This window comes from Paenibacillus sp. 1011MAR3C5, assembly GCF_003591485.1.
GTDB lineage: Bacteria > Bacillota > Bacilli > Paenibacillales > Paenibacillaceae > Pristimantibacillus.
The window spans coordinates 542,322-553,661 of the sequence record NZ_QZCF01000001.1; the positions used below are offsets into that span (position 1 = coordinate 542,322).

11 protein-coding genes are annotated in these 11,340 nt (G+C 51.6%); 2 read left to right on the plus strand and 9 right to left on the minus strand.

Going from position 1 to position 11,340, the window contains the following annotated elements; genetic code table 11:
* The first annotated feature begins 9 nt into the window (after positions 1–9).
* Complete coding sequence (locus tag D3P07_RS02475; protein WP_119798487.1) at positions 10–1,290, plus strand: glycoside hydrolase family protein; 1,281 nt, start codon at positions 10–12, stop codon at positions 1,288–1,290.
* Between the two features lie 4 nt (positions 1,291–1,294).
* Positions 1,295–2,476 (plus strand): MFS transporter, encoded by a 1,182-nt coding sequence (locus D3P07_RS02480; RefSeq protein ID WP_119798488.1) that lies wholly within the window; start codon positions 1,295–1,297, stop codon positions 2,474–2,476.
* Positions 2,477–2,695: 219 nt separating this feature from the next.
* On the opposite strand, the gene D3P07_RS02485 is transcribed toward D3P07_RS02480, so the two are convergent.
* The 9 genes from D3P07_RS02485 to D3P07_RS02525 all read right to left on the minus strand — a co-directional run bounded on the left by D3P07_RS02485 (position 2,696) and on the right by D3P07_RS02525 (position 11,155).
* Entirely contained in the window at positions 2,696–3,421 is a 726-nt protein-coding gene (locus tag D3P07_RS02485; RefSeq protein WP_119798489.1) for a nucleoside phosphorylase, read from the minus strand.
* Between the two features lies 1 nt (position 3,422).
* A complete protein-coding gene (locus D3P07_RS02490; protein ID WP_119798490.1) occupies positions 3,423–4,094 on the minus strand; it encodes a sulfite oxidase-like oxidoreductase in 672 nt (223 codons plus the stop codon).
* Positions 4,095–4,377: 283 nt separating this feature from the next.
* Positions 4,378–5,301: an ABC transporter permease gene (locus tag D3P07_RS02495; protein ID WP_119798491.1), complete on the minus strand. Its 924-nt coding sequence runs from the start codon at positions 5,299–5,301 to the stop codon at positions 4,378–4,380.
* Positions 5,285–6,352 (minus strand): ABC transporter permease, encoded by a 1,068-nt coding sequence (locus D3P07_RS02500; RefSeq protein WP_119798492.1) that lies wholly within the window; start codon positions 6,350–6,352, stop codon positions 5,285–5,287. Before D3P07_RS02500 ends, D3P07_RS02495 begins: the two co-directional genes overlap by 17 nt.
* A complete protein-coding gene (locus D3P07_RS02505; protein ID WP_119798493.1) occupies positions 6,345–7,844 on the minus strand; it encodes an ABC transporter ATP-binding protein in 1,500 nt (499 codons plus the stop codon). The genes D3P07_RS02500 and D3P07_RS02505 overlap by 8 nt, the downstream gene beginning before the upstream one ends.
* Before the next feature lie 72 nt (positions 7,845–7,916).
* Positions 7,917–8,966: a BMP family lipoprotein gene (locus D3P07_RS02510; RefSeq protein ID WP_119798494.1), complete on the minus strand. Its 1,050-nt coding sequence runs from the start codon at positions 8,964–8,966 to the stop codon at positions 7,917–7,919.
* Positions 8,967–9,142: 176 nt separating this feature from the next.
* On the minus strand, positions 9,143–9,589 hold the full coding sequence (locus tag D3P07_RS02515; protein ID WP_119798495.1) for a MarR family winged helix-turn-helix transcriptional regulator: 447 nt from the start codon (positions 9,587–9,589) through the stop codon (positions 9,143–9,145).
* 144 nt (positions 9,590–9,733) lie between these two features.
* Positions 9,734–10,039, minus strand: a complete 306-nt coding sequence (ureA, locus tag D3P07_RS02520) for an urease subunit gamma (protein ID WP_119798496.1) — start codon at positions 10,037–10,039, stop codon at positions 9,734–9,736.
* Between the two features lie 174 nt (positions 10,040–10,213).
* On the minus strand, positions 10,214–11,155 hold the full coding sequence (locus tag D3P07_RS02525; protein ID WP_259391355.1) for a D-alanyl-D-alanine carboxypeptidase family protein: 942 nt from the start codon (positions 11,153–11,155) through the stop codon (positions 10,214–10,216).
* Positions 11,156–11,340 lie beyond the last annotated feature (185 nt).

The following is an 11,340-nucleotide window of genomic DNA, read 5'->3' on the forward strand; positions in this document are numbered from 1 at the left end:
TGAAGCAACATGTCAGGTATTCAATTACACCCGCACGATATTCTCGATGAAGGTATGCCGCAAATCATGTCGTACATCAGAAAGTTGCAGGATATCAAGTACGTCTTCCCTGAAGTGAATACGATCTTTGAAAGGAATCCTTATCCGGTCGGCAAGCTCCCTCGCAACCCTGTTCATGAGGTCGTCTACGGGACAGGCACGATGCATGCGATCCTTCCTTCCTACAAGGAATCCGGTCTGGATCAGCGCAGAGAGCCTGGTTTAAGCACTGAGCGCGATCCGCTCATGATCATCAAGGAAGCGATGCAGGATGAGGAGATTGAGGTTATCCCCTGGTTGAATATTTTGAACGGCCACTTTGAAGGTCCGCTGCTGGAGAACAATCTTGTCACCGATTTTCAAGGACAAGCTATCGCTCATTGGCTATGTCCCAATGCACCGGATGTGATCGATTTTTGGGAGAGAACATTCGTTCACTTATATGAACGCTACGGTTTTGCTTCCTATATGATTGATCGGATTCGTTACCCTGATTGGGCTGGGCAAGAAGTGAATCCAAAAGGATTGCTGACTTGCTTCTGCTCCCACTGCCTGAAGAAAATGGCTGATCAGAACCTGGATGCCGAGGCTATCAAGCATGAGCTGCAAGCCTGGGTTAGCCTGTTAAAAGACAAGCGCTTCGACGAAGCTGTTTCGTATGCGGAGCATAATCCGACGCTGCAAGCCTGGATCGTTTTTCGCCAGGAAAGCGTATCGGGTTTTGTGGAACGGTTGATTGATCGCGTAAGAAAAGTAAATCCCGACTTTACAATTTGGCTCGATCTATGGCCGCCTGCTTATAGTTGGATGCTGGGACAAGATTATGCCAACTTGACCAAGCTTTCGCCTGCCTTGAAGCACTTCCCCTATCACAAGCTGGGCGGGGGCGCTGACGTGCAGGGGTTGATCCATCACTTGGCGGCGACCGAGCAGGAGCAGGAAGAAGCGTTTCAAGCTTTCAAAAGATTTTTCAACCTGCCTTACGACTTATCCTACGCTACCTTCAAGCAAGAAGGCTTTCCCATTCAATTCGTAGCGGATCAGAATAATATCGTTCGCGCCCAATCCGCTCCGGGGACACGCATTTTCAGCGGGATTCAAATGTGGAATTTAACTCCACACAACCTGATCCAAGCCATTCAAGCCGGAGAGAGCAGCGCTGCGGACGATCTCCTGTACTATTGCTATGGCTGGGCAACAGACGACTTATTTGACGCCATACAAACTTACCGAGTGAAAGGAAGCAACTAACATCATGGTAAAACTACAACGCTCGATTATTTATTTCCTCATCTTTGCGACGATGTTCGTGCTTGGCGGAGTTCAGAATACGAAAGGTCTTATTCTGGAAAAGGTGCAGAACGATATTTCGTTGGATGTGAGCCAGGTTGGCATCATGGTATCTATTTTCCAAATTGGTTTCTTGCTGGCCAGTCTGATCGCAGGGATTTTTGCCGACCGTAAAGGGATCAAGATTGTCATGAGCATCGGTACGGTATTGATGATCGGCGGTCTCATCGGAACAAGCGCTGCCTTTACCGTAGCATTTTTCCTGGGATTCTATCTGATTGTCGGACTCGGTATTGGTTCGATGACGGTATCGGTTGCCACTTTGATTCCTACGTTTTTCAAAGAGCGGGCAGGTGTGGTGTTTAATCTGGCGAATGCGCTGTTTGGAGTCGGAATGATCGTAACGCCGCTTTTGTTAAATTTTATCTTCGCTCATAACGTGAGCTGGCGCTTCTTTTATATCGGTACTGCGGTTGTAATTGCGGTCATATTGCTCGCCCTGCTTTCCTTTAAACCGGCAAAGCAAGCCGCCTCGCAAGGGCAAGACACTGTGACGATCAGCTCTATATTGAAGCTTTTTCAGGACCGCCAAATTCTATTCGTGATTCTGTTCATTCTCTTTTATGTCGCCGTTGAGGCAGGGTTCCTTAACTTTTTCCCGATCTTCTATACTGCTCTGGATATTGCAGGTATGGATGCTGCGCAAAAAGCGGCTACGGCCGGTTACATTATTGCCAGCTTTGCGTTCCTGTTCACGATCGGCCGTTTTGTAGGCGGATTTATCATCTACAAGCTTGGCGAAAGACGCACCCTTGTCGTATTCTCGCTGTTCGCGCTCGTTTCGTTGATTGTCGGACGCATCTTCATGACTGATTTTAGCTATCTCATGATGCTATTCGGTCTGGCCTTGTCTGTGCTCTTCCCGACGGCGCAAGGGATTGCCTCCAAGCTGACCCGGCAGGCCGGATCTTTGCAGGGCTTAATCTATGTGGCCTCAGGATTAGGCGGTGCAGTCATCGGTATCCTGATCGGGCAAGTATCCCAAGTCTTCGGGATTTCGAACGGATTTAATTTGCTGATTGTGCTTACCTTGGTCATCGTAGTGTTGGCTTTGCTGATTCGCACGCCGAAGGAAAGCGTTGGTTGATCATACTATGATTTCAAGAGAAGGCTTCTAAGCATGGGGGCCTTCATATAAGAATGGATCGCCTGGATCTGGCAATGCTATTTCTTGGCGCCGCTCAACCAATAAAGAAAAGAGCCATCCCCCAACAGGCTCCCCTATAAGCGATACCGATACGTGAATCTCCGGCTTTGCTTATAGCGGGGCTTTTTGTTATGGGGACAGCTCTTTATGTATCCAATTTTACGCTTTGGCAAGCTTCACAATCGCGCCCAGCGCTGTGACGATTTCGCGTTCAACCGCGTTTGCGACAACATCAGTGTGCGGATCATAATCCGCTGCCAGATCGGAATCGGCGTAGCCGTCCAGCGCGAGAATAGCTCCTGCTCTTACGCCGCGAAGTGTTGCTACGATGTACAGTGCTGCGATCTCCATCTCCACCGCCAGCGCGCCTGCCGCCTTGAATTGCTTATGCGGCACTTCAACCACGCCGTTGAAGAATACGTCAAGCGTAACGGTAATGCCTTTCTTGACGATCCCTTCACTCTCTTGCGCCGTCTCATACAGCGCATCGACGATTGCGCTGTCTGCTACAGCCGGGAAGCCGTCTGGTACGAGCTGCTTAGTCAGACCTTCGGCACGTACAGCTGCCGTGCTGACAATCAGGCTGCCAGCAGGATGGTCGGCAGAGTATGAGCCGGCCGTACCTACGCGGATCAGCGTCGTAACGCCTCCGCGAATCAGCTCCTCGAAGCATACTGCCGCGCCAGGCGAACCTACACCATGGCTGACGACAGCCAGCTTAACGCCATTGTATTCGCCCACGAATGTCCGATACTCGCGAGCAAACGCCAGCTCCTTCGCATTCGTCAGCTTAGTGGCGATTGCTTCCGCACGTCTTGGGTCGCCGCATACAATCGCATAGGGCGGCAAGTCTTCCGCATTCACTTGCAGAATAGGCAAATACATCTTAATCAAACTCCTTCTTCAGCCATTCATCTTCCGGCATGCTGTTATCGTCACTGCTGAATCGCTGCTCCTGGAACGGATCAGCGTAGTTATGGAAGCCATTGCGTTCCCAAAAGCCGGGACGGTCTTCCTTCATGAACTCGATGCCGCGAATCCACTTCGCGCTCTTCCAGAAATAAAGATGAGGCACAATCAGGCGCATTGGCCATCCGTGCTTATCGGTCAGCGGCTCTCCGTCGAACCTGTGCGCCAGGATGACATCCTCTTTCAAGAGATCCTCCAGAGGCACATTCGTATCATAATCTTGATCGGCATGGATCATGACATGTTGCGCTTCCGGCTTCACGCCAAGCAATGGCAAAAGATCTGCAAAGCGTAAGCCCTCCCACTCCGTATCCAGCTTCGACCAGCGCGTCACACAGTGAATATCTCGCTTAATCTTATGCTGTGGGAGCTCCAGCAGCTGCTGGAAGGTAAATACTCTCTCTTGATCCACTTCGCCGAACACGCGCAGCGTCCACGTATCCAAATCGTATTCCGGCACTTCCCCTTCATGCAGGATCGGAAAGCGTTCCGTTACCGTCTGGCCCGGAGGTACGCGATGTGCGATTTCTTGCGGTACTTCGAATACTTTGGGAGACACTTTCTTCAGTCGTGCGGCCTTGTTGTGCATGTCAGTTATCACTCCTCCAAAGATGTTCAAAGGTCAGGCGAGTCACTTGCCGCGACTGGCAAGCTTCTTCCCTTATTGATTGCTTGAATCTTCAATCTTCAAGACGGTACACAGCTGAATGTTTCCAACTAGCCATAAGCGGAGGGAACCCATTGTTGTGGAGAAACGAAGTGTTCGCCTTTGCAGCCGGAAGATAACCTTAACTTATATCATCATAATCTTCCGGCTGGAACAGCGATCGGAGCAACAATGGGTTCCCGCAGCGCCTTAGCTAGCAATCTGGTTAACGCGAGCTCTCATTCGCCTTGCGCGCTTCCTGCATATAGCTCTTGTCCTTAAAGAAGAACATCGCAATAATCGTCACCACATAAGGCACCATCATCGTAAAATGCGTCGGCAGCGCGAAGCCCTGCAGCCTGATGCTGAGCGACTCCATAAATCCGAACAGCAAGCTTGCTCCGGCTACGCCAAACGGATTGGATTGGCCAAGCATCGTCGCAACCAGCGCGATAAATCCGCGTCCGGCGGTCATGCCCTCCGTGAACATCGTCACATTGCCGAGAGACAGCTGCGCTCCTGCAAGGCCGCACAGCGCACCGCTTAGAAGCACAGCGCCGTATTGGATGCGTGATACCTTGATGCCAAGGCTTCTCGCCGCCGTCGGATTCTCGCCCGCCGCAAGCAGACGGAAGCCGGTCACCGTCTTGAACAGGAAGTACTGCAAGCCGAGAACGATCAGAATCGACAGGTAGACAAGCGCCGAATGACCCGACAGAATATCGCCGATGTACGGAATGTCTTTAATAAGCGGAATTTCCCACTTCGGCAGACCCTTCATGCTTTTGTCGTAAAAAGCGCCCTTCACGTCAAAGATCGCGCGCAGGGAGAAGGTCGTCAGCCCGAGAGCCAGAAAGTTGAGCGATATCCCGACGACGATGACATTCGCCTTCAGATGGATGCTCATATATCCGAATAACAAGGAGTACAGCAGTGTGCACATCATGGCGAATAGTACAGCAACTATAATATTGCCCGTTAAGTAATTACCTACAATAGCTGTGAATGCGCCGACCAGCATCATACCTTCCAGGCCGACATTAAACAGTCCCACTCTGGCACAGATCGCGCCGCCAAGCGCGGCTAGCAAAATTGGGGTTACGGTCCGCAAAGCCGAAGCGAACAACGAAATATCAAAGAGCCCGTCCATTCTTCGCCCCCGCTTTCTTCCGTTTAATAAATGAATACGTTAGCTTGGCGGACACGAACAGAATGAGTACCGCCTGAATAATGCTGGATACCTCAAGCGGAACATCCGTATTCCGCTCCATCCCCATCCCGCCGGTCTGCAGCGCAGCGATCAAGATAGCGGCAAGCGCCGTGCCGATCGGATGCGAGCCAGCCAGCAAGGTGGCCATAATGCCCGACCACGCATATCCCGGTGACGTCAAAGCTCCATCAATGAATCGGTACTGCGTGCCCAGCACCTCGACCGAGCCTGCAAGACCAGCGAGTCCACCGCTGACGAACATGCTGGCGAGCATCAGCTTGCCCCGCTGAACGCCGCCGTAGCTGGCGAATAGCGGATTGCCGCCCAGCATGCGGATTTCATAGCCTTTCACCGTATGCTTCATGAACAAGAACATCAGTATGGTAACGATCACGGCAATCAAGAAGCCCGTATGCAAGGTCATGCCCTGGAACAGCTTGGGCAGCCAAGCCTCCCGGCCCAGCATCACGGTCTGGGACATCGCAGCGGAACCCGTCTTGTCCTTGAACGGATACGTAACCATATAGGCAGCAAAATAAGTCGCAATATAATTAAGCAGCAGCGTTGTAATGAGCAAATTCATTCGGAACTTGGCATCCAGCCATCCGGCGAACGCCGACCAGAGGCCGCCTGCGATCATCCCGGCGAATATAGCCGCGATCATCTTCACTACGCCAGAACCCGGCATGTAAATTGCGGTGAGCGCTGCGCTTAGCGCGCCCAGCACCATTTGACCTTCCGAGCCCATATTGAAAAATCCGGCACGGAAGGCAAGCGCTACGCCTAGTCCGATCAAAATAATCGGGGTCGCCCGCGTTAGCGTATTGGTCAGGAAGTAGAAGCTGCCAAAGGCGCCCTTCCACATCTCCGCATAGGTCTCTGTTATTGATCCGCCGACAATGACGATTGCAATCGCGCCGACGGCAAGACCTGCGATTACCGCAAGCAGCGGCTGTATGAGCGATCGCAGGGCAGTCGTAACCTTATCCAACGTTTTTACCTCCCGCCATTAGCAAGCTGATTCTCTCTTCTGTCGCCGTCTCTGCCATCAACTCGCCAACGATCTTGCCTTCGAACATGACCAGGATTCGATCGGACAGCTTCAATACTTCAGTCAACTCTGAGGAAACAAGCAGAATGGCGCCCTTCTCGCTGCGCCGCTGAAGCAATTCCTTATGAATGATTTCCATCGCGCCGACATCTACGCCGCGAGTCGGCTCAGCCGCAATGAGAAACGGCGTGCCCTGTGCAAGCTCGCGAGCGACGATCAGCTTCTGCAAGTTGCCGCCGGAGAGGAATTGAGCCTTGGTATTCAGCGATCCCGTCTTGATGCCGAACCGCTCCACCCACTCCGCTACCATCTCCCTGATGGAAGATCCGCGCAACAGACCAAGCTTCTGATGCCGTGCTGTATGGCCCATTAAGCCATTCTCCAGCACATCGGCTTCCTTGGACACGCCCCACTGGTACCGGTCCTCCGGAATATGGGCAAGACCGCCTCGCCTGATTTTGCCGACTGGAGCACCCGTCATATCCTCTCCGAGCAGCTTAACCGAGCCCGTGTCCGGCTTCAGCAGACCTGAGATTGCCTGCAGCAGCTCCGATTGTCCATTGCCGGATATGCCTGCAATGCCGACAATCTCTCCTTCATTGACTTGCAGCGATACGTCGCTGAGCAGCGGCTTGGTCCGATCGCCGCGAACCCATAGTGAATGGACTTCGAGCACCGGCTTTCCCGACTGTTTCTTCTCCCGGGTCAGGGTGACGAGATCTCTGCCCACCATCAGCTTCGACAGCTGCTCCTCATCCGTATCTGCAGCTTGAACGGTTCCGGTCACCTTGCCGTCGCGCAATACTGTAATCCGGTCCGCCACCTCGATAATTTCCTGAAGCTTATGGCTGATAATGATGAAGCTTTTCCCCTGAGCCGCAAGGCTCTTGATCGCTGCCAGCAGCTCCTTTACCTCCAGCGGTGTCAGCACGCCGGTAGGCTCGTCCAATATGATGATTTCCGCCCCTTGATAGAGAACCTTCAGAATCTCGACACGCTGCTGGACGCCCAGAGAACACTCGCCGACTTTCGCCCAAGGATCTACGGGCATACCGTACAGCTTGGCCAGTTCATTCGTTACCGCGGCGGCCGCCTTACGATCGAAGCCAATGGGTGTCGAGGGCTCTCTGCCGATCACGATATTTTCGGCGACGGTGAAGGAGGAGAACAGCATGAAATGCTGATGCACCATGCCAATGCCGTTCTTGATCGCGTCAGTAGGCGAATGGAAGGAAACCGGTTTCCCGTTCAGCCGAATACCGCCGCTTGTCGGAGTTTCCATACCATACAGAATTCGCATGAGCGTCGTCTTGCCGGCGCCATTCTCTCCAATGATGGCATGTATCTCTCCTTTGCGAAGATCGAAGCTCACATCGCTGTTCGCCGTCACGTTGCCGTAAGTCTTCGTAATATTGTCCATTTGCAGCAGCATATCGTCGCTCCTTTCAACAAGCAAACCGGCTGCGGGTAGCAGCCGGTATCATGTGTTATTCAACTGAGGGTATTATTGAGCCAAAGGATTAACTACTTCAATTTTACCCGATTTGATATCTTCCGCAATAACTTTTACTTTATCTACCGTTTCTTGGCCAATGAACGGGCTCAGCGGAGATTTGCTGTCTTTTGTTATAAAGGTTACGCCTACGCCATCTTCCTTCACACCGTAGTCTGCGGAGCCGAATTCAAATGTTCCTGTTGCAAAAGCTTTTACCGTCTCGTAAGCTACAGCGTCTGTACCTTTCAATTGGGACAAAACGATATGCTCCGGGTCCAGTTCAGTGCGGTCAACGTCCTGACCGGAAGAATAGAAGCCAAGTTCCTTCGCTGCTTCAAATACGCCAAGGTCGCCTACAGCAGCCATGCCCGCGACGAAGTCAGCGCCTTTGGAATGTTGAAGGATTGCAAGTTCTTTGCCCTTCGCGGAATCATCGAAGCCGCCAACGTAGTTAACCAGGAATTTTGCTTCCGGATTCGTATAAGCCAGACCTTGCTTGAAGCCTTCCGTGTACTTGCTCAGCAGCGGAGCGTCGATCGCCACAACTGCGCCAACCGTGTTCGTTTTTGTGGACAGGCCAGCCGTTGCGCCCAGCAGGAACGCTGCTTCATGCTCGCGGAATACAACGCTGCGAACGTTCGGCAGATCAACCACTGTATCGATAATGGCGAACGACTTGTCCGGATTTTCCGGAGCTACTTTATTGAGAGCATCTTCCGCTTGGAAAGTTGCTGTAATGATCAGATCGTAGTTTTCAGCGACCGTCGTGCGCAGGTTTTGCTCGAAGCCTGCAGGGTCTGTCGATTCAATTGTCTTAACTTCAACGCCGAACTCTTCGCCCGCACGCTTGAAGCCTTCATCCATCAGTGCGAAGAATGGGTTCACACCGATTTGCTCCGGCAGTACCAGCGCAATACGCTGCTTTTTGCCTTTATCCGCATCTCCGCCGTTTGCCGGAGCGTTGCCTTCGCTACCTTTATTATTGTTTGTGGAACCGCATGCCGCGAGGACGCCAATCGCAAGAACCAGTGTCAGCAGCAATACCAGATGTTTCTTCATGCCGATCTCCCCTTTTTTGTCCGTGAAATGTACTAATTCCTATTTATCCTAGTAGTTTTCTAGGAATTTGTCAATCCTATATATTCGACATTTTTCTACTTTATTCTACATTAATATAGCGCGGAAGCAATGTCGCACGGACAAACGTTCAAAAAGTTGTAACATTGATTCCGTTTTCATTCTTCTCTTTCCATATTGCGCTTCATTGTTGTGAACAGATCGAGCGCTTTCTCCATATCTTCCGTATCCATTCCGCGGAACAGCTTAATCATGACTTTTTCTCTTACTTGGAGCATCGACTGGACCATCGCTTCTCCGTTTTTGGTCAGCATTAGCATCACTGCCCGTCGGTCTTCCTCGCTGCGCTCCCTCGATACATAACCAAGCTCAATCAGCCTGTCAGCAATACCTGTTACGCCGCCGCTCGTAATTTGGAGTCCTTCCGCAAGCGCGGAAGCCTTCTGCGGACCGGATTCCGACAATATAATCAGCATTCTGCCGTGGGTCATGCCAAGAGCGTGCTCGTTCTCCCTGTTCCACTCCGCTTGAATCAGCTTCCTAACCTCGCGGAACGATTCGTCTAGCGACTTCATTAACTCCATTCTTTCTTCCATGGAAGTCATATGGGCCGTGTCACTCTCCTCTGGACTTTAGTCCCGATTTCTTGAACACAGTATAGACTTGACTCGGTGTAACGTCAATGATAGGCAGCATAATGAAGCCAGCCGGATTCTCTGACCGGCTGGCTTCTTCAATTGGCCGGGCAGTCAGCCCGTTATCGGGAATGGCACAATCACCAGACGCGTCCCCTCCGGAAAATCCGCTTCCACCTGGACCTCCCGAAGCATCTCGGCAATGCCGCACATCACCTGATCCTTACGCAGCGTGCTTCGCGCCAGGTCGGCAATCTGCGCCTCGCTCATGCCTTCGCTGGCACCCTCCATCATCCGGGAAGTGATCAGCGCCACGCTCTCCAGGTAATTCAGCTTAACACCGCGCTTTAATCGACGTTTTGCCAGATCGGCTGCTATTGCGTTAAGCAGCAGCTCCTTTTCCCGTTCGGTCAAAGCCACATCCACTCTCCCCTTCCGGAATGTATTCGCTCTTCAATCAGCCAATCATGCCGCAAAAGAAAACGCATTATTACATGTTATATAATATAACATAAAATATCCCGTTTGAAGAGGGATTCGACAATTTCACGAAGGAAAAATAACATTCTCATTACACAATCGGATCCAACACTATCAAAAACCTAACGCCGTTCTCAGTCCCGACTTCCCTTTCACTTCAAAACCGTATTCGTACAGCTTTATCGTCTCCAAAAATCTGGAATCGATATTGTCCGCTCCCATAATGACAGAGATCAACCGCGTACCATCCTGCTTTACGGTCCCTGTAAAGCAATAACCCGCAGCCGGCGTGTAGCCCGTCTTAAGGCCATCATTGCCAGGATAGGCGAATGGCTTGTCGGTCAGCATCAAATTCGTAGATGCAAGCGTCTGTCTCTGGGTCGATACGCTGACACTGCCTCGGCTCGTAACCGCAAGCACCTCAGGATACTTCCCGATCAGATGTCCCGCAATGACCGCCGTATCCTTCGCTGTCAGCAGTGTATCACGTGCATGGGCTGAACCATTGTACGGCGCAATATCCGATTTGCTTAATCCCGACGCATTGCCAAATACTGCCCCATGAGACAGCCCGATGCTTGCAGCTTTCTTATTCATCAAAGCCACGAAGGCTTCCTCAGAGTCTGCCAAGTGCTCAGCGAGCGCTACGGCAGCATCATTGGCCGAATGGATGGTCATCGCGTCGAACAATTCTCTGACGCTCACCTCTTGACCTTCGATCAACCCCATTCTGGCGCCAGGCACTGCGGCAGCATAGCTGCTTGCCGTCGCAATATCGCTCCAGCGGGCTTCGCCTCTTGCAACAGCGTCCAGCACCAAAATTTCTGTCATCATCTTCGACATGCTTGCCGGAGGCAGCGGCTCGTTCGCATTTTTCTCAAAAATAACCTCTCCTGTCGTCGCATCGATCAGGATCGCCGATGCTGAGGCCAACTGCAGCACATCCTTTTTTAAAAAGCCGTCTTTCAGCCATCCCGCACCTATATATACGATCGCGACTACTGCCGCTACCATCGTCAACCGCATGCCGTATCTTGGTTTTGTCTTTACCATCATTTTCAACAAAAAAATCCCCTCTCGCTCTGTTGTCTATACTGATCAGTATAGGCAGCCAAGCTTAAGGAGACTGTAACTGTTTCATAAATAAATCTTAAGACCTTCTTAGTTTTATCTATAACCAGGCACTAACAGGTACCCATTAGTGTTCCGAGCGCGCTTGCAGACGGTTCACCTTCTATGAT

What these genes read in the sequence shown, in the direction of transcription:
- D3P07_RS02475 (WP_119798487.1), top strand. Translation starts at nt 10, where the DNA reads ATGTCAGGTATTCAATTACACCCGCACGATATTCTCGATGAAGGTATG.
- D3P07_RS02480 (WP_119798488.1), top strand. Translation starts at nt 1,295, where the DNA reads ATGGTAAAACTACAACGCTCGATTATTTATTTCCTCATCTTTGCGACG.
- D3P07_RS02485 (WP_119798489.1), bottom strand. Translation starts at nt 3,421, where the DNA reads ATGTATTTGCCTATTCTGCAAGTGAATGCGGAAGACTTGCCGCCCTAT.
- D3P07_RS02490 (WP_119798490.1), bottom strand. Translation starts at nt 4,094, where the DNA reads ATGCACAACAAGGCCGCACGACTGAAGAAAGTGTCTCCCAAAGTATTC.
- D3P07_RS02495 (WP_119798491.1), bottom strand. Translation starts at nt 5,301, where the DNA reads ATGGACGGGCTCTTTGATATTTCGTTGTTCGCTTCGGCTTTGCGGACC.
- D3P07_RS02505 (WP_119798493.1), bottom strand. Translation starts at nt 7,844, where the DNA reads ATGCTGCTGCAAATGGACAATATTACGAAGACTTACGGCAACGTGACG.
- D3P07_RS02510 (WP_119798494.1), bottom strand. Translation starts at nt 8,966, where the DNA reads ATGAAGAAACATCTGGTATTGCTGCTGACACTGGTTCTTGCGATTGGC.
- D3P07_RS02515 (WP_119798495.1), bottom strand. Translation starts at nt 9,589, where the DNA reads ATGACTTCCATGGAAGAAAGAATGGAGTTAATGAAGTCGCTAGACGAA.
- D3P07_RS02525 (WP_259391355.1), bottom strand. Translation starts at nt 11,155, where the DNA reads ATGATGGTAAAGACAAAACCAAGATACGGCATGCGGTTGACGATGGTA.